Source organism: Gottfriedia sp. NPDC057948, assembly GCF_042887255.1.
GTDB lineage: Bacteria > Bacillota > Bacilli > Bacillales > Bacillaceae_G > Gottfriedia.
On record NZ_JBHVPN010000002.1, the window covers coordinates 365770 to 384975 of the forward strand.

Below are 19206 nucleotides of genomic sequence, written 5' to 3' on the forward strand. Positions count from 1 at the left end.
AGAGAGAATATGATCAAAATACTTATTGCAAACCGCGGGGAAATCGCATGTAGAATTATTGAAACATGTAAAAAGCTTCGTTATCAAACTGTAGCAGTTTATTCAGATGCTGATAAGGAAAGTTTGCATGTTAAGTTAAGTGATGAAGCATTTTCTTTAAAAGGTAATCATACAAAAGATACGTATTTAAACGCAGATTTAATTATAAAAATTGCAATAGAAAATAATGTAACAGCAATTCATCCTGGATATGGCTTCTTATCAGAAAATAGCGATTTTGCTAGAAAATGCAAAGAGGCAGGCATTTTATTTGTTGGTCCTAAGCCAGAACATTTAGAAATGATGGGCGAAAAAATTAGAGCTAGACAAATAATGGAGCAATTAAACATTCCATTAATTAAAGGAAATTCTCACCCAATTCAATCGGTTGAAGAAGCGAGAGAAATAGCAGACCAAATTGGCTATCCTGTTATGTTAAAAGCTTCTAGTGGTGGCGGCGGAATCGGTATGAAGTTAATCGAAAACGAAGCACAGCTAGAAAAAGAATTTTTAACAACACAAACGAGAGCTCTTCAATTTTTTGCAAATGATGATGTATTCATTGAAAAAGCGATTATTAAACCGAGACATATTGAAGCACAAATTGCTGCTGATACTCATGGCAACGCTGTTTTCTTATTTGAAAGAGATTGTTCAATTCAAAGAAGAAACCAAAAAGTTGTTGAGGAAGCACCATCACCGTTCCTTTCTCCACAAGGTAGAAAGAAACTTGAAGAATATGCCCTTACAATTGCTAATCAAATGAAATATGTAAACGTGGGGACAATTGAATTTTTAGTTGATGAAAAAGAAAATATTTATTTCTTAGAAATGAATACCAGATTACAAGTTGAGCACGGTGTAACGGAAGGAATTACAGGAATTGATCTAGTTGAATGGCAGTTCCGTATCACATTTGGTGAAACACTTCCAATTCGTCCAACTCATGTAGAAATGAATGGTCACTCGATCGAAGTAAGGGTATATGCCGAGGATCCTAAAACTTTCTTCCCATCACCAGGAACAATACAACACTGTAACTTCCCAGAGGAGATTGGTGTACGTATTGATACACATCTATATGATGGATGGGTTGTATCACCGTTTTATGATCCATTATTAGCGAAAGTGATTGTAACGGCTAATACAAGAAAAGAAGCAGTAATTCAACTGCACAATTATCTTAAAAAGGTAGAAATTGAAGGTATTAAAACAAATCTGCCGTTTTTGATTGATATTCTTTCAACGAATGCATTCCATGAAGGCGACTATACAACAAGTTTTATTAGTGAATATCAAAAAGTGAAATGAGGTAATTAAAAATGGAAAACTTAACTGCAATGATGGCTGGAAGCGTATGGAAATGTCTTGTATCAGTAGGGGACGAAATTAGTAGTGATCAAGATTATGTAATCTTAGAATCTATGAAAATGGAAATTCCTCATGCTGCTCCTTATAAATGTAAAGTCGTAAATGTGTTCGTTAACGAAGGCGATTTTGTAAACGAGGGTGACTCTTTAATTCAAGTTGAAAAACTAGGTTAGGAGTTATTAGTGATGAAGCTACCTCAATCGGCTTTTATAAGAGAAGTAGGTCCACGTGATGGTTTGCAAAATGAAAAACAGTTTGTTTCCACTGAAAAGAAGCTTGAGTGGATCAATTTATTAGTAGAGAGTGGTTTGTCTTATATTGAAGTTTCTTCGTTTGTGAGACCAGACTGGATTCCTCAATTAAGTGACTCGGTAGATCTATTTACGAGGCTTAAGAAAAAAGATGGGGTTACTTATGCAGCTCTTGTTCCTAATAAAAGAGGGCTAATGAGTGCATTTGAAGTAGATGCAGATGAAATTAATTTCTTTGTTTCTGCTAGCGAAACACATAATTTAAAAAATAAAAACGCGAGTATAGAGCATTCAATGAGCGATATTCGCTCCATGATTACCGAGTGTAAAAATAATAAAAAGACTACTAGAGCATATATATCAACTGTATTTGGTTGCCCGTATGAGGGTGCTGTAGACCAAATGAAGGTGATCCAACTTGCAAACCAATTACTTGAGTGTGGAATAGATGAAATTTCTCTAGGCGACACAATTGGAATTGCTAATCCACTTCAGGTAAATCAATTTTTAGAAAATCTAGTTAAAGAAGTACCAGTTAATCGAATTGCTATGCACTTCCATGATACATATGGTCGTGCAGTTGCAAATCTATATACTTCTTTACTATTTGGAATTGAAAAATTTGATTCATCAAATGGTGGACTAGGTGGTTGTCCATATGCACCAGGAGCTAGTGGAAATGTAGCTACTGAAGATGTTGTTTCATTACTTCATAATTTAGGAATTACAACTAATGTGGATGAAAAGAAACTTCATCAAGCTACTTCATATATCTCTGAACAAATGAACTTAACACCAGTTAGTAAACTATTTTCCGTATGGAATGGTTCAAAGGAGAGTATTTAAATGGAATCAAGTTTATTAGTAAGTGATATCGGTCATATTAGAATTCTTACATTAAATCGTACAAATGCAGCTAATTCATTATCACGTGAGTTACTAGATGCTCTTCATAGCCAAATGGATGAGTTAAAGAAATCATCTGTACGTGCTGTTATATTTACTGGTAGTGGTTCATCTTACTTCTGTAGTGGTGCTGATTTAAAAGAAAGAAGAGGCATGACTGAGAGTGAGGCTCGAGAAACTGTTGAAAAAATCGGGACACTTTTTGAAAAAGTGGAAAGATTACCAATGCCAACAATCGCAGCAATCAATGGAGTTGCCCTAGGTGGAGGACTTGAACTTGCTTTAGCATGTGATTTAAGAATTGCTCATAAAGAAGCAATCGTTGGTTTACCAGAAACATCTTTAGCGATTATTCCAGGTGCTGGTGGTACACAAAGACTTCCACGTTTAATTGGACTTGGAAGAGCGAAGGAACTAATCTTTACTGGCAAACGTTTAAATGCACATGAGGCTGAAGGCTATGGCATTCTAGAACATGTTGTTGAAATAGATGAATTACAAAATAAGGCGCTTGAAATATGCGAAACGATCGCAAGTAAAGGCCCTCTTGCAATCCGTGCAGCAAAAAAGGCGATTCAACGCGGTTTCGATCTTCCTTTAGATCTAGGGCTAAGATTAGAAACTTATGAATATGAAACTTTACTGCATACAAACGACCGTATGGAAGGTTTAATAGCATTCCAAGAAAAGCGTAAGCCGCAATATAAAGGAGAGTAATTGCATGTCAAACGAAGCAACATATCAAGCTCGAAAAGAACAAATACTTTCTGGTGGGAAAGAAAAATATCATGAGAGCAATGCCAAAATTGGTAAGCTCTTTGCAAGAGAAAGAATTAATCAACTTTTAGATAAAGACAGTTTTGTGGAAGATGGTTTCTTTGCAAACTGTATGAATGACGAATTTCCAGCAGATGGCATCGTAACAGGAATCGGTAAAATTAATGGCCGTACTGTATGTGTAATGGCGAATGATTCAACTGTAAAAGCAGGTTCATGGGGCGAAAAAACAGTAGAAAAAATCATCCGAATTCAGGAAACATGTTTAAAAATGCTTGTACCTTTAATTTATTTAGTGGACTCTGCAGGAGCACGTATTACGGATCAAGTATTTATGTTCCCGGGTAGACGTGGTGCAGGACGTATATTCCACAACCAAATTAAGCTATCAGGTCAAGTACCTCAAATCTGCTTATTGTTTGGACCTTCTGCTGCAGGTGGAGCTTATATTCCTGCATTCTGTGATTCTGTATTTATGATTGAAGGTAATTCTTCAATGTACTTAGGTTCACCTCGTATGGCTGAAATGGTAATTGGTGAAAAAGTGTCACTCGAAGAAATGGGTGGAGCTAGAATGCACTGTTCAGTTTCAGGCTGCGGAGATGTATTGTGTGAGTCAGAAGAAGAAGCAATTGCTAAGTTAAAAGATTATTTATCTTACTTACCAACTAATTTCAAGCAAGAGGCTCCTGTTGTTGATGCTAAAAATCCTGTTCAAAAGGAGAAGTCTTTAGCAGAAATTATACCAAGCAATCAAAACGTACCATTTTCTATTTATGAATTTATCGACCGAGTAGTTGATGAAGATTCATTCTTTGAAATTAAAAAGCTATTTGCACCTGAACTAGTAACTGGTTTTGCTAGATTAGATGGACGTAGCGTAGGAATTATCGCAAACCAACCAAGAGTTAAAGGTGGCGTATTATTCCATGATTCAGCGGATAAAGCAGCTAAATTTATTAATTTATGTGATGCTTACCATATTCCTTTATTATTCTTAATGGACGTACCTGGTTTCATGATTGGTACAAAAGTAGAGCGTGCCGGAATTATCCGCCATGGTGCAAAAATGCTTTATAGCATGAGTAATGCATCTGTTCCAAAAATCTCAGTTATCGTTCGTAAAGCATACGGTGCTGGACTTTACGCAATGGCAGGCCCTGCATTTGAAACAGACTGCGTCATTGCATTCCCATCTGCTCAAATCGCTGTAATGGGACCTGAAGCAGCAGTAAACGCAGTGTATGCAAAGAAAATAGCAAGTTTACCAAAAGAAGAACAAGCTGCCTTTATCCAAGAAAAACGTAAAGAGTATGCTGAAGATATCGATATTTACCGCTTAGCATCTGAGCTAGTAGTAGATGTAGTCATTCAACCAGAAGAGTTACGTACAGAGCTAATTAAGCGTTTTGCTTATTACTCAGAATCATATGAAACTCCTGCTACGAAAAAGCATGGTGTTTATCCTGTTTAAAGGATAATGAAAACAGCCCTAGTGATAGGGCTGTTTATTTGTATTGATAAAGCAAAAATTAGGGGTATTTGCAATTAAACAAACGTTTGATTAAATATATTCTCCTAAAATTTTAGATTTAGAGGTAATTTATGTTTTATTAAGAAATTATAATAGTAATGGAAGTAGTTTTATAAACTGCTACTAAAGGGGGGGATTACTTGAGTAAATTAGATCAGAAGCTAAAAGAATGGCACAAGCATAACTTACTAGATGAAGAATCATTAAATCGAATAGTCGAGTATGAAAGGCAGCAGGCTAAAGCTGAAAAGCAATCATTTTTAGGAGATATTATACCATTTTTAATTGCATTACTTGTAGCATTCTCAATTTTAGCGCTTGTGGGCAGTAACTGGAACGATTTTAGTCAAACCATGAGATTAATCATTATTTTTGTAACACTATTAGTTTTCCATGCAGTTGCATTTATAAGCTATCAAAAGGGTAAAGAATTGTTTGGGAATTGTTTAAACTTTATTAATGTAATTGGGTACGCATGTGCATTTGTTTTAATTGTACAAATGTATCAATTTACTAGTGATAGTCCAGTATTTTTGATCACTTGGACAATGCTCGCATTCCTTTACTATTATGTGTTAAAGCATAATATGTTTTATTATCTTTTCTTAGGAATCGGATTTTTTAGCTTGAGTTATAGTGCTGGAATAGGAACGGCACATGTTTATCTTATTCAAATTCCATTGTTACTTTGCTCAGTTTATTTCTTGAAAATAATGAAGAATCGATGGAATGCTAGCTTTAATTACACATTTCTAGGCTATATTGTCATTATGTTTTTCCAGACATTTTCAGATCGCCAATATATGACGCCGATCATTCTAGTCGTGTTTATTCTTTGGTATTTAAATGAACGTGGAATTATTACTTATGTTATTTTACCTGTATTTACTATATTTATATGGTTATTTACATTTTTCACTTCATTATTTGGAGGATCATATGATGTAATCCACGAGATACAAAAGGAATTTTCACATGGATTTTTAAAGCCGATTGCAGTGCCACTGTTTGATACGATCATTCTATTAATCCTAATACTAGCAATCTATACTATGTACAAGAAATGGAAGGACAATGTATCGTTTAATAATTATCTTTGGATCTTCTTATTTATATTTTTATTGCCAATATTAGGGGTACAAGATCAATTAGCCAATATGATCGTTGGAGTATTAATACTATTTGCTTATTCGTGTATACGTTTATTTAAAGGTGTATCTGGCCAGGAAAAAGGAAGTATTATTATTGGTTTTATAACATTTGCCTCACTCGTTATTGGAATTTATACAGGATTTGCAATTCCATTTATCAGTAAATCAATTGTGTTTATTATCCTTGCAGTAGTTCTATATTTTGTCTATACCCAATCGAGAAAAGCAAGAGGTGATGAACATGCAAAATAAAAAGAAGTTACTTTTGCTTTCAATCATTCAATTTATCTTATTACTAGCTTTACTTGGAAACATTATGTACTTTAAGCAATCAGCCGATACGTTTAAAATTAGATCAGAAAGTTTGGATCCAGTAGAACCTTTATTAGGACATTATGCAGCTCTATCGTATGATTTTGATTCAATAACAATGAAGGATTGGAAAGGTAAAGGTAAGCCGAAAGAAGGGGAAAAAGTTTATATTGTCTTTCAAAAGGGACAAAACGATATTTATCAATTAGATTATGTAACGGATCATCGTCCAAAACATTCAAAATACATTAAAGCAACTATTCAATACGTATTTTTAGAAGAAGACGAAGAAATTGTCATCAACCATAATCTAGGTCGTTTTTACATTCCAGAAAGCCAAATGGACAAATACAATCGAGGCGGATCTAAGTATATTGTTACAGTCCAACAAAAAGGAGATCGATCAGTCGTTAAAGCTGTCGATGTTCAGTGAAATAGCCACTCAATTGAGTGGTTATTTTTTATAGTATCTTGGAAGAGTTTACTAGTTTAGGACAAGAAAAGGGTTTGATATTTAGACATATTTAATACGAAAAGTCATCTTTATAATGTGGTAATATATGGTATTATTTAATATATAAAATGATGGAGATATTAAAAGATGAATAAGTTTCTAAAAATAATATTATTACTATTATTCTGTTTCTATTTAATGATCCTTACTGAAAGAATTCTATTTAAATATTTACCTGTACAACAATTTATTAGCCATTTCGAAATTAATTTCGCTAGAGATGATTGGTGGAGATCAAATAACTTTATTCCATTCAAAACGATTATTTTTTATTTGTTTTTGGCTGATATTAATTTTGATATTAGAATTAGTAATTTGGCTGGCAATATTATCGGGTTTATGCCATTTGGCTTCTTGTTGCCGTTAATAGTTAAGAAGTATGATAATTTGAAATCAATTTTAAAAGCGACTTTCATTTTAAGCTTAACTTATGAATTACTTCAGTTATTATTATTTCAGCTAGGTAGCTTTGATGTTGATGATTTGATATTAAATACACTTGGCGGTGGATTAGGTTATTTAGTTTTGAAAATAATAAGATTGGTTTTTGACTTGAAGAATAAACAAAGGGTTAATACTTCTAGAATGAATTGACAACTTTTTTTAAGAATATAAAAAGAGCTCACATCATAAGAATGAGCTCTTTTTGTATTACGCTGAAATTTCATCGCGTTTTAATAAATTAGCTTTTGCTAAACGTTTTCCAATAATAACACCTAATGCAGATGCTACATAGGCTTTAACTAATCCAAGAATAATGAAAGGATAAAAACCGAAAGCCATTGCATCGTGCCAGCTTAGAGAAGCTGCAATCTTTAACCACACAGTACCAAAAACTAACGTAACAAACATTCCGATCGTGTTTGCAATCATTGCATTTAAGACTGTGAACTTAGTTTTTTCAATATAGTAAGCGATAATGAAAATAGTTGGAATAAATCCAATTAAATAACCACCTGTTGAACCGACTAATACGCCAAACCCCGCAGCACCACCTGCGAAAACCGGGATTCCGATTGCACCAAGAGCTAAATAAAGAAGTAACGAGATTGTTCCGTATTTTTTACCTAAAATCGTAGCTGCTAAGCCGATTGCTAATGTTTGACCTGTGATTGGAACAGGAGAAAAGGGCAAAGGAATAGATACTTGAGATAGAATACCGATAATTGCTGCAAATAAAGCTGAATTAATAAGCATTTTTAATCTTTCTTGTTGCATTACAAAATCTCCCTCTCTTTATGTTAACTTATTTTATTTGTTAGTTAACATATTATAAATTAATTATATTTTATATAAAAAGATTGTCAATATGATTCAATTTAAAGAGTATTAAAATCATTAATTTTGAGAAGTTTTAAATGAAGGGAAAAGACTTAAGGAGAGCTCACCTAAGTATATTAAAAGTAATTGCTCTAGGAAAATGTCTAGTCCCCTATTCAAGAATAGATGATTTTGATATATTACTTTTTTCATCACAGGCAACATTCACTCTAATACATCGTTCCTATATTACAGATTCCAACACCAAACTGCTGGTCCCTAACTTGGTGTACCTGATTGATATCAACACGTTTAGCATAAGATACTAAATATTTCCAAAAAATTCAATGTTCAAAAGAAATTTATTAATTTTCAAATCTGAAAAAACTATGTAAGCTAATCGACCCATTTTGAGCATGTAAATTTAAAATACAGTATGTTTGCTCAAACACCGATACCATATGTTAGTTAACTCAATAAAAGGAAACATATCTAGACATTTATTAGAGAAGTTTGTAAATATGCAAGGGGTAAATTTTATTAATATAACATTATCTTCTTTACTTTCAAAAAGATGAAGCTAATTAAAATATGTGTAAATTTTCAACGGGAAATTTAAGTAAATATTAAAGAGTGAAAATAACTTTGGCATGAATAAGATTATGGTACTAGTAAATAACCTAGATAATAGACTTTTTCGTTTTGTTGATTGCCAAATCCTTGTTTAGGCTAGAAAGAAAAAGTATGTTACTACTATAAAATCGAGATACTTAATTAACACTTAGTTTGTGAGTCTAAAGTATCTATTTCTAATTAAATATTTCTATAGGTAAGGGTTTTAATTATATTAAAATAATAAAAACTTCAAAAAAAATAATATGTATTATTGTTGACATTTCCGGAAAATAGGAATAAAGTATGTATTAATTGAATCGCGAAAAGCAATGATAGGAATTTTAGTAGTGGAGTTTTCCCTGTAACAGAGAGCTGGTGGTTGCTGCAAACCAGTACATAGAACACATGAATTACGATCCTAGAGCATCTTCCTCGAAACGAATTGTGAGGGGAAGACGGTGAAGAGCCGTTATGAAATGAAGATATTAGTATTGTTTTTTTTTAATACTAATAATTTAGGGTGGTACCGCGAATAGACTATTTCGTCCCTACTGTGTAAACAGTAGGGACTTTTTTATTTTAAGAAAAAAATTTAATTAAATAATAAGCAATGAATGGAATTAAAGTAGTGAAGTTTTCCCTGTAACAGAGAGCTGATGGTCGGTGCAAATCAGTACATAAAACGACATGAATTACAATCCACGAGCATCTTCTTCGAAACGAATTGTGAGGGGAAGACGGTGAAGAGCCGTTATGAAATGAAGATATTAGTAAGTTTTAGTAAAACAGCTAATAACTAGGGTGGTACCGCGAATTTAAAGTTCGTCCCTACTGTGCAAACAGTAGGGTTTTTTTTATGTAAAAAAATCCTGTGTGCATGCATAGATGTGACGGAATATGCTACAAATGTGAGAAGAACTAAGGTGAAATATAAGCTTGTCTTTTTTTAGTTGTCTAGTTCCACACATTTCGTGTTTGAAAGGAGTGATGTGTTTGGTTGATTACGACTATAAATACCGAATAAAAAAAGATTTTGTAGAAAGAAGGAGTAATTTGGAAAAAGTAGAAATGGTTAAATGATGGAAACTTGCTTAAAAATGCTCAAAAAAAGCTTTTAGCAAGATATAGATAGAACGGGTATTTTTAAGAAAGTAGAGTAATAGATTTTTAAGTGAAATAATTTTTAAAAAGGGGAACTGATGACATGAAAGAAGCAGCTTTTGAAACAAAAATAATACCACATCATTTGAAACAGTACTTATCGGAGCAAAATTATGATCTTTACACGCCAATTGATCATGCTGTATGGCGCTATGTAATGAGACAAAATCATCATGCATTAAAAGATAAAGCACATTCTGCCTTTGTCGATGGACTAAAGATGTCAGGAATTGAAACGGAAAAAATTCCAAATGTAGCTGAAATGAACGAGTGCCTTTCAAAAATCGGCTGGGGCGCAGGAATCGTTAATGGATTAATTCCAGGCGCTGCATTTTTTGAACTGTTAGCAAATGGTATTTTACCAATCGCAACTGAAATTAGACAAATCACGAATATAGAATATACACCTGCTCCAGATATTATTCATGAGGCTGCAGGACACGCGCCAATATTATTTGACCCTGTATTTAGAGAATACGTACAAAAAATTGGTTCAATTGGTGCAAAGGCATTTGCTACAAAAGAAAAACAAGAATTATTTGAAGCAGTTAGAAATTTAACGATTGTAATGGAAGATCCAAAATCGACTACAGAAGAAAAAGCTGCTGCACAAAAATTAGTTGAAGAAAGACAAAAAGCAATTGTTGGAATTTCAGAAGCTGAAAAAATTTCACGCGTATTCTGGAGAACAGTTGAATATGGTCTAATTGGTGAATTAGATAATCCCAAAATTTACGGCGCTGGTTTATTATCATCAGTAGGCGAAAGCACACATTGCTTTACAGATGCAGTTGAAAGACTACCTTTCTCTATTGAAGCTTCTACATTACAACCGAAAAATATAACTGAAATGCAAGCACAATTATTCATATGCAAAGATTTCGATGAGTTAATGCAAGGTGCTGAAGAATTAGCAAGCACTATGGCATTCCGTGTAGGTGGTACAGAAAGCTTAGATAAAGCTCTTAAATCAAAAAGCGTTGCAACATTTGAATTAAATTCTGGTTTAAGTGTAACTGGTATTGTTCATGCAATCTTAAAAGATGAAAACGGTGAAGCAATTTACGTTAATACTACTGGCGAAACAGCACTTTCAATAAATAATAAGCAATTAGAAGGTCACGGAAAAGACTACCATGCTAAAGGGTTTGGTACACCAATTGGACTTCTAAAAGGAAATATTGAATTAGAAGAATGTGACGATGCTGCACTTAAAAATTTAGGTATTGTCGTAGGGAACTATGTTGATTTAGAATTCTTAAGCAATGTAAGCGCTTCCGGTAGAGTTGTGAATATTATTAAGAATGAAGACAAAGTTGCACTAATCTCATTTGAAGACTGCACTGTTACTTACGAAGGAAAAGAATTATTCAAAAAAGAGTGGGGAACTTTCGATATGGCAGTTGGTTCTCGAGTTGAATCAGCATACCCTGGTGCAGCTGATCCAACATCTTACTTTAGTGATTCAATTAAAGAAGTAGAGTTCGTAATGGAAACACCGGCTCCATTAACTGAATTAGAAAAATTATATAAAGAAGTTAGAGTAATTAGAGAAAAGAATTCATTCTGTGATGACTGTATTTCTAAACTAATTGCTGTGCATAATGAGCTTAATCGTGAACACCAAAGTGACTGGTTATTACGTTTAGAATTACTTGAAATTGCAACAGTTAATGCTAAATTAGAGCAAATTGTTGAGCCGCTAAAAGCTGAATTGGAAGCATTAAGAAAAGAGGATACTTTAAAGAATCTTATTACAAATGGCTTAAAGCTAGTATAATATGTAAGAATATTGGGAAAAGCGTTACTTCTATAGAAGTAATGCTTTTCTTATTAATTAGTTCTGGTAATCTATAGATATAAATTTTTCATAATGAGAGAGGTGTTAACAATGGGGTTTGAAATAAAAGGAATTGATCATATTCAATTAGTTTGTCCAAAGGGTGGAGAGGACGAGGCTAGAAAATTTTATAATGAAATTTTAGGTATGAAGGAACTGCCAAAGCCGGAAAATTTAAAAGGCAGAGGTGGATGCTGGTTTATTTGTGGTAATCAAGAAATTCATATTAGTATTCAAGAAGATTTTATTGCACCTAAAAAAGCTCATCCAGGTTTAATTGTTACAAACATAGAGGCATTAAGAGATCAACTTCTTCAACTCAATTTTGAAATCAAAGAGGAACCACCAATAGAAGGTCGTACTCGTTTTTTTGTTAATGATCCTTTTGGGAATAGGGTCGAGTTTTTAGAATTTCATTAAGCAAATAATTGATTAACCACTGTAAATTGACAGTGGTTTTTTACTTTTAATTTAGAGATTTATCGAGAATTAAATTGTTAAAATTGATATGATTTAATTATCAAATACAAAAGAAGGTGCTTAATGGTTAAAAAATTAAAGTTACCGAAAGAGTTACAAATTTATAAGGAAACAATTGAGTCTACTGTTAGAGATTCAGTTGAAATTGAGCCAATAGTAAGAAAGACTTCTTTAATAGAAAGTAAGTTTGCAGGACACCCATATTATCCAGTTAGTATGGAGTATCCAAAGGATGAAAATGAGGAGCCTATGAAATTACTTGCTCAGATTAATTTTTCTGAGTTACCAAAATTAGAAAATTTTCCAACATCGGGATTACTTCAATTTTATATTGCTAATGATGTTCTTTATGGGCAAGATTTTGAACATCCAACTAGTCAAAAAAGCTTTAGGGTTATCTATCATGAAAATTTAAATGAAACAAACTTAATTGAAGACTTCTCTTTTATAACTGTAGAAGATGAATTTCCAATTGGGAAAGAAGCTGCAATGCAATTTGAATTAACAGCCCAACCAATATCCCCTGAAGCAATGGACTTTGAAAAAATCAACTTAGACGTACCGTTTGACGCAGAAATTGACAATGACGATTATGAAGAGCTTGGTGAGCTTTATTTTGAATATTTTAGTGGAGATGGTCATCGAATTGGAGGGTATCCATACTTTACTCAGTCAGATCCAAGAGATTATGTTAAAAAAACTGAAAATCACTCTATCTTGTTATTACAAATTGATAGTGATGATACAATTGAATGTATGTTTGGTGACGTTGGTGTAGCGAACTTCTTTATTAAAAAAGAGGATCTGTTAAAAAAGGATTTTACTAATGTTCTATACACATGGGATTGTTGTTGAATTTTACAAGATGAAAGAGAGCATTATCCGGCTACAAGCAGGAAGTAATGCTCTTTTTATGGAACTAGTAATGAGTGAATGAAGAGATAATTAAAATTATCAGAATTATTAAGTAGTTTAACTTGTAAAAGTTGCAAGGAGATTTGTTATGAAATTTACCGCGTTCGAAAATATACACTTAGATGATGCGGCTAGTCTTTTGGCTATCCGTCATATGTATGACCGAAGTATAAATCCTGAATTACCATCTAAATTTGAAGAGGCTTCGTATGCTAAGAAAGCTATTGAGGCGCTTTTTAATGAAAAGAACAGTTTTGGTATTGCAGCGGTGAATGATTCAGAATTAGTTGGCTATATGATTGGGTCAATTCAAACAGATAAAAATCGAGAACGTCATACATGGATTAAATATGCTGGAATGGCTATAGCAGAAAGTGAAAGTGAAGAGTTATATCGTGAATTATATGCAGAGTTTGCCAAGAAAATGGTAGAGCTTGGTTCGTTTAATCATTACGTAATAGTACCAAGTGGAAATAAGTCTACTTTAGATGCTTGGCTTCATTTAGGATTTGCTTATGAGCAGGTTCATGGTATACGTGATTTGTCAGTTTCGTCTGATAATGTATTTGAAGATATACAGATTCGATTGGCAACTAGTGAAGATGAAAAAAGAATACGTGAATTAGCAACTGTAATCATGGAACATCAAGCGAAGTCACCGGTATTTGCACCAGGGTTTATTGAAGAAAGAGATGATTACAAGGAAGGTTATGTAGAAATTATTAATGATGAAGCGGCAACGTTGTGGTTAGCAATCTATCAAAATGAGATTGTAGGTTTCCAAGTATTTGAATCAGCAGCAGCATCTGATGAGAATTTATTAACACCTGAATCTTGCATTAGTTTAGTAGTAGGAGCAACCGTCGAATCTTCTCGGGGAATCGGTGTTAGTACGGCCTTATTACAGCATGGACTTACTTTTGCTGACAAAGATGGCTATAAACTTTGCGAAACAGATTGGAGAATTACGAATTTAGAATCCTCGAGATTCTGGCCAAAAAATGGGTTTAAACCGATAGCGTATCGACTAGTCCGTAAGATTGATCCAAGAATAATTTGGGCAACAGGCGTTTAAAGGGTCAGGAAAAGCAGGAAAACTAGGGAGTGTAGGAAACAGATGAATTTAGTTGGTAATAATATATATTTAAGACATTTAGAAGTTGCAGATGCAGAGGATTTTTTATCATACGAAGTTCGAAATAGAGAGTTTTTTAAACCTTTTACATATATAAAAGACGAGAGTTTCTATACTTTGGAAGCTCAGCAGGATCGTATTAAGTCATATAAAGAGAAAAGTGACAATGATCTTTATTATGGATTTGGTATCTTTTTAAAGGAAACAGACGCTTTTATAGGTTTTACGATGCTAGCAGAGGTTTTAAGAGGAGATTTACAAAGTTGTTTTGTTGGTTATTCTTTAGATGAACAACAAAATGGTAAAGGCTATACAACTGAAGCTGCAAAGTTAGTTGTAGAATATGCCTTTAATGAATTAAAATTACATCGCATTGAAGCAGGTGTAATGCCGCATAACATTGGTTCAATAAGAGTATTAGAAAAGGCGGGTTTCCATAAAGAGGGAATTGCCAAGAAAAATGTACGTATAAATGGGAAATGGGAAGATCACCAAATGCTAGCTATCATTAATGAAAATGAATAACTATAAAACTTTTGGAGGGATTAATATGAATATTATTAGTTATCCAGATTTATCAAGTAGACCACATAGTCTCACTGTGGAACGAGTAATGGAAAATTCTATAGATGTGTTGTATGAAGCTTGGACAAAAAGATTTGGTGATTGGTTTGCTGCGCCTGGTTCAGTGATTATGAAGGCAGAGGTTAATTCTGTATTTTTCTTTGAGACGCATTTTGAGGATAAGCGTCATCCACATTATGGTCGCTTTTTAAAGCTTGAGCACAATCAACTTGTTGAGATTACTTGGTTCACTTCTGGATCCAAAACGGAGACTGTAGTAACTGTGGAGTTTTCAACAAATGAAAGTGGAGCTGCAGTTATTAGATTGACACATGCAGGATTCTCAGATGAATTATCAAGAGACCAACACGAGCAAGCATGGCCGATGGTGCTTGAACAACTTGATCGTCGAATGAAGGAATTAGCATAAGTATGAAAAAAGAATCATTTCTTTTAGAGCTACAAGTATTAAAAGAAATTGCTGAAATATTAAACGAGGGTACTAATTTACACAGTACCCTCAATTGTGCCTTAGCCAAATTAATTCAAGTTACGGGTCTAGATACAGGATGGATTTTTTTAATTGATAAAAATGGGGGCTTCGAATTAGTCGCTTCACATGAATTACCTCCAGCTCTTATGAACGAAGAAGCTAAGCCAATGTGCAATGGAGATTGTTGGTGTGTAGATAAATATAATACCGGAAGACTTAATAAGGCATCAAACATTATGGAATGTAAAAGATTAGAAGACTCAGTTATTCATAATTGGGGAGAAACAAATGGTGTCACTCATCATGCGACTGTACCACTGCAAGCAGGTGAAGAATCTTTTGGTTTATTAAATGTTGCTGCTTCTAATAAATTAAAATTTGATCAGGAAGAATTGAATTTACTAGGTGCAGTTGCGTTGCAAATTGGAACAGCAATTAAACGAATTCAATTAACAGAACAGGTAAAAGAGTTTGAGGTGATTCAAGAAAGAAATCGTCTTGCAAAGGACTTACACGACTCAGTTAGTCAATTATTGTTTTCGATTAATGTAACTGCCAAAGCAGGTGCAAATGTATCCGACAATCTGAAATCAAAGGATACATTTAATCATATTCAACAAATTGCCCAAGAAGCACAAGCAGAAATGAAAGCCTTAATATGGCAGCTTAGACCACAGGGTATTGAAAAAGGAATAGTTAGTGCATTAATTAATTATGGTGAAATGCTAGGCTTAAAAGTAATTAGTAATGTAAAAGGAACAACGATATTACCTTCTAAAATAGAAGAAACGTTATGGCGTGTAGGTCAGGAAGCGTTTAATAATTGTAGAAAACATTCAGGACAAAATACGGTATATTTACAATTATCAATCAGTACAAAGAAAGTAAAAATGACGGTTCGAGATCAAGGTGTCGGTTTTATATGCCCAAAGGATGTACAAATTCCAACATTAGGTTTGAAAAGCATGAAGGAAAGAGTCAAATCGATAAAAGGGTCGTTTTTAGTTGAAAGTGATTTGAATAAAGGAACAAAAATTACGACGAATATCCCTTTTTAAAAAGGAGCGTTTTATGTCTATTAAAATAGTAATTGCTGATGATCATCATGTAGTTAGGAGAGGACTTATTTTCTTCTTAAATACGCAAGATGATATCGAAGTTATTGGGGAAGCATCAAACGGAGAAGAGGCATTAAGATTAGTTAAAGAGTTAAAACCTGATATTGTCATCATGGATTTAGCGATGCCAGTTCTAGATGGAATTGAAGCAACCAAAAGAATAAAAATAGAGGGCTTAACAGTTAAAGTAATGATTTTAACTAGTTTTTATGATCAAGATCATATTTTACCTGCAATTGAAGCAGGTGCAGCGGGATATTATTTAAAGGATAGTGACCCAGATGAGCTCGTTTCTGCGATCCGAAAGATACACGATGGGGAAAAACAGTTTCATTCAAAGGTTACGACGCAATTAGTTTCTGCATTAACTGGGAAGATCGAAACGAAGAACGATGAGTCATTTCAAGACAAATTAACTAAGCGAGAAATGGATGTATTGAAGGAAATTACGAGGGGAAAGAGTAATAAAGAAATTGCGGCATCATTATTTATTACAGAAAAAACTGTAAAAACCCATGTTTCGAATATATTAGCCAAGACTCAGCTTCAAGATCGAACTCAATTGGCATTATATGCAGTACGAAATGGGATTATGAATTAGATATTAATAGAAAGGAAGAGTGTTATGCGAATTCTTGTATTAGGAGCTGGAGGAATTGGCGGCTATTTTGGAGGACGCTTAGTAGAAAAAGGAGAAGATGTTACATTTTTAGTACGAGCTAATCGGAAAAAACAGCTAGAGGAAAATGGTTTAGTTATTCGTAGTGTGAATGGTGATTTTTCATTTCAACCGAATCTAATTACTGCAAAGAGTCCTGCCGAGATTTTTGACATCGTGCTTTTCTCGACTAAGTCATATCATTTAAGCGACGCTATTTTGGATGTAAAACCGTTCGTAGGTGATCAAACTGTTATTTTACCTCTTTTGAATGGTATTGCTCATCTAAATCCTTTAAAGCAGGCATTTGGTGACGAAAAGGTTATAGGCGGTTTATGTTTTATCGAAACTACTTTGAATGAAGCCGGGGAAGTTGCTCAAACAAGTAAAGCTGCTAGACTTGTATTTGGTGAATTCTTAAGCAAAGAAACTGACCGTATTAAAAAAATTGCTCATGCATTTAGCGGATCAAAAGCTGACTTTGTCCTTAGTAAGCAGATTGAACGAGATATGTGGCATAAATATTTATTTATTACTGTAATGTCTGGTGTTACGTCTCTTATGCGTGCGCCAATTGGTCCAATTAGAGAAAGTGATGGTGGAAGAGCTACTATCCGTGAATTATTTGTAGAGTGCGCTAATATTATGAGATCCCATGATGCACCGATTTCTGAAAATATTGTAGATGAGCATATGAAATCTATCGATGCTCTTGGATATGATATGAAGTCCTCTTTGCAGAGGGATATGGAAAAATGGTCATTAGTAGAGGGGGATCATTTGCAAGGGTATTTACTAGAACTTGCAAAGAAAAAGGATATAACTGCTAAATTACTTGAATTAGTTTATCAAAACATTAAAGTTTATCAAAAAATGAATCAAGATCGTAATAATCGAGAAACCGAACATTTATCAGTTTGAAATCTACAACTTTAGTTGTAGATTTTTTTCATTTTTATATACTCCTAAACGTGTAGAAAAGTTCTATCAAACGACTGAAGTTCGGAATTTATTAATTGACTATACTAAAGGTACGAATTAAAGGAGTGGTAAATATGAATATTATAATGATTAATGGTAGTCCAAGAAAAGAAGGTCGTACAGGTAAATTAACTAAAATCATCTTGAAAAAATACAATGTAAAAACAATTGATTTAAGTGAACTAGTATTACCAATTTATAATGGTCAAGAGGAGCAAAATGAAAATGCTAATATCCAAAAACTAAGATCACAGCTAGAAAATGCTGATGCTATGATCATTGCAACACCGGAATATCATGGTGGAATGAGCGGAGCATTAAAAAACGCTTTTGACTTTTTAGGTAGTAAGCATTTTAAAGATAAGCCTGTTGCAATATTGGCTGTAGCCGGTGGAGGAAAGGGTGGCATTAATGCACTTAACAATATGAGAATTGTTTTAAGAGCATTATATGCAAATATTTTATCGAAACAAGTTGTGATTGATCCATCAGACTTTATATCAGAAGGTACTGCGTTAGAAGAAAATACATCTTTTTCAGTAGATAGCTTATTTCAAGAATTAAAGCTCTATACTCAAATATCAAAAAAGCTAAATGTAGAATGGGCAACAACAAACTATTAAGGATAAGGTGATGACAATGAAAAACTGGGTTCAGTTTAGAATTGCAAGACCTACAAACCAATTAGCTGAAATAAGTAAGTTCTATGGAGAAGGGCTAGGCTTAAAACGTGTGGGTGGTTTTCAAAATCACGATGGTTACGATGGAATCATGTTTGGATTACCTAATGTTGAATACCATTTAGAATTTACTCAACATATTGATGGAAGCCCATGTCCTGCCCCAACAAAGGATAATCTTTTAGTATTTTATATACCTCATAAAGCTGAAATAGATCTTGTTAAAAACCGATTAAATCATATGGGTTATATTGAAGTTGAACCTGAGAATCCTTATTGGCTCGGTAAAAGTATTACATTTGAAGACCCGGATGGATGGAGAATTGTGTTAATGAATACTGAGGGATTGCGGAATACTTAGGATTTTATTTTAAGTTTTAAATATAAAACACACTGAAGTGGGCGTCCATAAGTCAGTTAACCTGACTTATGAGACTCCCTCTTAATTAAT

20 protein-coding genes and 2 other annotated features are annotated in these 19206 nt (G+C 33.6%); of the genes, 19 read left to right on the forward strand and 1 reads right to left on the reverse strand.

Annotated features, from left to right (window positions below; all coding sequences use genetic code 11):
- Window positions 1–9: 9 nt before the first annotated feature.
- From ACFVRR_RS05630 to ACFVRR_RS05665, 8 genes are all read left to right on the forward strand, one after another.
- On the forward strand, window positions 10–1350 hold the full coding sequence (locus ACFVRR_RS05630) for an acetyl-CoA carboxylase biotin carboxylase subunit (RefSeq protein ID WP_387325677.1): 1341 nt from the start codon (window positions 10–12) through the stop codon (window positions 1348–1350).
- Between the two features lie 11 nt (window positions 1351–1361).
- Window positions 1362–1583: an acetyl-CoA carboxylase biotin carboxyl carrier protein subunit gene (locus tag ACFVRR_RS05635; RefSeq protein WP_025568303.1), complete on the forward strand. Its 222-nt coding sequence runs from the start codon at window positions 1362–1364 to the stop codon at window positions 1581–1583.
- A 12-nt stretch (window positions 1584–1595) separates the two neighbouring features.
- Window positions 1596–2507: a hydroxymethylglutaryl-CoA lyase gene (locus ACFVRR_RS05640; RefSeq protein WP_387325679.1), complete on the forward strand. Its 912-nt coding sequence runs from the start codon at window positions 1596–1598 to the stop codon at window positions 2505–2507.
- On the forward strand, window positions 2508–3284 hold the full coding sequence (locus ACFVRR_RS05645; protein WP_387325681.1) for an enoyl-CoA hydratase-related protein: 777 nt from the start codon (window positions 2508–2510) through the stop codon (window positions 3282–3284).
- A gap of 4 nt (window positions 3285–3288) precedes the next feature.
- Window positions 3289–4818, forward strand: coding sequence for an acyl-CoA carboxylase subunit beta (locus tag ACFVRR_RS05650; RefSeq protein WP_387325684.1), 1530 nt, complete (start codon window positions 3289–3291; stop codon window positions 4816–4818).
- A 200-nt stretch (window positions 4819–5018) separates the two neighbouring features.
- On the forward strand, window positions 5019–6281 hold the full coding sequence (locus ACFVRR_RS05655) for a DUF2157 domain-containing protein (protein WP_387325686.1): 1263 nt from the start codon (window positions 5019–5021) through the stop codon (window positions 6279–6281).
- Window positions 6271–6774 carry a GDYXXLXY domain-containing protein gene (locus ACFVRR_RS05660; RefSeq protein ID WP_387325689.1) on the forward strand — a complete coding sequence of 168 codons (504 nt, stop codon included), beginning with the start codon at window positions 6271–6273 and terminating at the stop codon, window positions 6772–6774. The genes ACFVRR_RS05655 and ACFVRR_RS05660 overlap by 11 nt, the downstream gene beginning before the upstream one ends.
- A 168-nt stretch (window positions 6775–6942) precedes the next feature.
- Window positions 6943–7449 carry a VanZ family protein gene (locus tag ACFVRR_RS05665; RefSeq protein ID WP_387325691.1) on the forward strand — a complete coding sequence of 169 codons (507 nt, stop codon included), beginning with the start codon at window positions 6943–6945 and terminating at the stop codon, window positions 7447–7449.
- A gap of 57 nt (window positions 7450–7506) precedes the next feature.
- On the opposite strand, the gene ACFVRR_RS05670 is transcribed toward ACFVRR_RS05665, so the two are convergent.
- The gene (locus ACFVRR_RS05670) at window positions 7507–8073 is read right to left on the reverse strand and encodes a biotin transporter BioY (protein WP_097975141.1); all 567 of its coding nucleotides are present in this window, start codon (window positions 8071–8073) and stop codon (window positions 7507–7509) included.
- Between the two features lie 977 nt (window positions 8074–9050).
- Window positions 9051–9283 (forward strand) — a binding site (T-box leader).
- Between the two features lie 48 nt (window positions 9284–9331).
- Window positions 9332–9563 (forward strand) — a binding site (T-box leader).
- Window positions 9564–9934: 371 nt separating this feature from the next.
- Here ACFVRR_RS05670 and ACFVRR_RS05675 point away from each other — a divergent pair.
- From ACFVRR_RS05675 to ACFVRR_RS05725, 11 genes are all read left to right on the forward strand, one after another.
- A complete protein-coding gene (locus tag ACFVRR_RS05675) occupies window positions 9935–11671 on the forward strand; it encodes an aromatic amino acid hydroxylase (RefSeq protein ID WP_387325694.1) in 1737 nt (578 codons plus the stop codon).
- A 111-nt stretch (window positions 11672–11782) separates the two neighbouring features.
- The gene (locus ACFVRR_RS05680) at window positions 11783–12151 is read left to right on the forward strand and encodes a VOC family protein (RefSeq protein WP_097975145.1); all 369 of its coding nucleotides are present in this window, start codon (window positions 11783–11785) and stop codon (window positions 12149–12151) included.
- A gap of 123 nt (window positions 12152–12274) precedes the next feature.
- Window positions 12275–13066 (forward strand): YwqG family protein, encoded by a 792-nt coding sequence (locus tag ACFVRR_RS05685; protein ID WP_387325696.1) that lies wholly within the window; start codon window positions 12275–12277, stop codon window positions 13064–13066.
- A 148-nt stretch (window positions 13067–13214) separates the two neighbouring features.
- Window positions 13215–14201, forward strand: coding sequence for a GNAT family N-acetyltransferase (locus ACFVRR_RS05690; protein ID WP_387325698.1), 987 nt, complete (start codon window positions 13215–13217; stop codon window positions 14199–14201).
- Window positions 14202–14243: 42 nt separating this feature from the next.
- Window positions 14244–14786 (forward strand): GNAT family N-acetyltransferase, encoded by a 543-nt coding sequence (locus ACFVRR_RS05695; RefSeq protein ID WP_387325701.1) that lies wholly within the window; start codon window positions 14244–14246, stop codon window positions 14784–14786.
- A gap of 25 nt (window positions 14787–14811) precedes the next feature.
- The gene (locus ACFVRR_RS05700; RefSeq protein ID WP_387325703.1) at window positions 14812–15255 is read left to right on the forward strand and encodes an SRPBCC family protein; all 444 of its coding nucleotides are present in this window, start codon (window positions 14812–14814) and stop codon (window positions 15253–15255) included.
- A gap of 2 nt (window positions 15256–15257) precedes the next feature.
- On the forward strand, window positions 15258–16376 hold the full coding sequence (locus tag ACFVRR_RS05705) for a GAF domain-containing sensor histidine kinase (RefSeq protein WP_387325706.1): 1119 nt from the start codon (window positions 15258–15260) through the stop codon (window positions 16374–16376).
- Between the two features lie 13 nt (window positions 16377–16389).
- Entirely contained in the window at window positions 16390–17037 is a 648-nt protein-coding gene (locus tag ACFVRR_RS05710; protein ID WP_098428492.1) for a response regulator, read from the forward strand.
- 24 nt (window positions 17038–17061) lie between these two features.
- Window positions 17062–18015 carry a ketopantoate reductase family protein gene (locus ACFVRR_RS05715; protein ID WP_387325708.1) on the forward strand — a complete coding sequence of 318 codons (954 nt, stop codon included), beginning with the start codon at window positions 17062–17064 and terminating at the stop codon, window positions 18013–18015.
- A gap of 134 nt (window positions 18016–18149) precedes the next feature.
- Entirely contained in the window at window positions 18150–18698 is a 549-nt protein-coding gene (locus ACFVRR_RS05720; RefSeq protein WP_387325710.1) for an NADPH-dependent FMN reductase, read from the forward strand.
- Between the two features lie 16 nt (window positions 18699–18714).
- The gene (locus tag ACFVRR_RS05725) at window positions 18715–19116 is read left to right on the forward strand and encodes a VOC family protein (protein WP_387325712.1); all 402 of its coding nucleotides are present in this window, start codon (window positions 18715–18717) and stop codon (window positions 19114–19116) included.
- Window positions 19117–19206: the final 90 nt, after the last annotated feature.

Excerpts from the sequence above, each read along its gene's own strand:
- ACFVRR_RS05710 (WP_098428492.1), top strand. The coding sequence starts at position 16,390 with ATGTCTATTAAAATAGTAATTGCTGATGATCATCATGTAGTTAGGAGA.
- ACFVRR_RS05685 (WP_387325696.1), top strand. The coding sequence starts at position 12,275 with ATGGTTAAAAAATTAAAGTTACCGAAAGAGTTACAAATTTATAAGGAA.
- ACFVRR_RS05630 (WP_387325677.1), top strand. The coding sequence starts at position 10 with ATGATCAAAATACTTATTGCAAACCGCGGGGAAATCGCATGTAGAATT.
- ACFVRR_RS05720 (WP_387325710.1), top strand. The coding sequence starts at position 18,150 with ATGAATATTATAATGATTAATGGTAGTCCAAGAAAAGAAGGTCGTACA.
- ACFVRR_RS05725 (WP_387325712.1), top strand. The coding sequence starts at position 18,715 with ATGAAAAACTGGGTTCAGTTTAGAATTGCAAGACCTACAAACCAATTA.
- ACFVRR_RS05705 (WP_387325706.1), top strand. The coding sequence starts at position 15,258 with ATGAAAAAAGAATCATTTCTTTTAGAGCTACAAGTATTAAAAGAAATT.
- ACFVRR_RS05715 (WP_387325708.1), top strand. The coding sequence starts at position 17,062 with ATGCGAATTCTTGTATTAGGAGCTGGAGGAATTGGCGGCTATTTTGGA.
- ACFVRR_RS05670 (WP_097975141.1), bottom strand. The coding sequence starts at position 8,073 with ATGCAACAAGAAAGATTAAAAATGCTTATTAATTCAGCTTTATTTGCA.
- ACFVRR_RS05640 (WP_387325679.1), top strand. The coding sequence starts at position 1,596 with ATGAAGCTACCTCAATCGGCTTTTATAAGAGAAGTAGGTCCACGTGAT.
- ACFVRR_RS05635 (WP_025568303.1), top strand. The coding sequence starts at position 1,362 with ATGGAAAACTTAACTGCAATGATGGCTGGAAGCGTATGGAAATGTCTT.
- ACFVRR_RS05660 (WP_387325689.1), top strand. The coding sequence starts at position 6,271 with ATGCAAAATAAAAAGAAGTTACTTTTGCTTTCAATCATTCAATTTATC.
- ACFVRR_RS05665 (WP_387325691.1), top strand. The coding sequence starts at position 6,943 with ATGAATAAGTTTCTAAAAATAATATTATTACTATTATTCTGTTTCTAT.
- ACFVRR_RS05650 (WP_387325684.1), top strand. The coding sequence starts at position 3,289 with ATGTCAAACGAAGCAACATATCAAGCTCGAAAAGAACAAATACTTTCT.
- ACFVRR_RS05700 (WP_387325703.1), top strand. The coding sequence starts at position 14,812 with ATGAATATTATTAGTTATCCAGATTTATCAAGTAGACCACATAGTCTC.
- ACFVRR_RS05695 (WP_387325701.1), top strand. The coding sequence starts at position 14,244 with ATGAATTTAGTTGGTAATAATATATATTTAAGACATTTAGAAGTTGCA.
- ACFVRR_RS05690 (WP_387325698.1), top strand. The coding sequence starts at position 13,215 with ATGAAATTTACCGCGTTCGAAAATATACACTTAGATGATGCGGCTAGT.
- ACFVRR_RS05680 (WP_097975145.1), top strand. The coding sequence starts at position 11,783 with ATGGGGTTTGAAATAAAAGGAATTGATCATATTCAATTAGTTTGTCCA.
- ACFVRR_RS05645 (WP_387325681.1), top strand. The coding sequence starts at position 2,508 with ATGGAATCAAGTTTATTAGTAAGTGATATCGGTCATATTAGAATTCTT.
- ACFVRR_RS05675 (WP_387325694.1), top strand. The coding sequence starts at position 9,935 with ATGAAAGAAGCAGCTTTTGAAACAAAAATAATACCACATCATTTGAAA.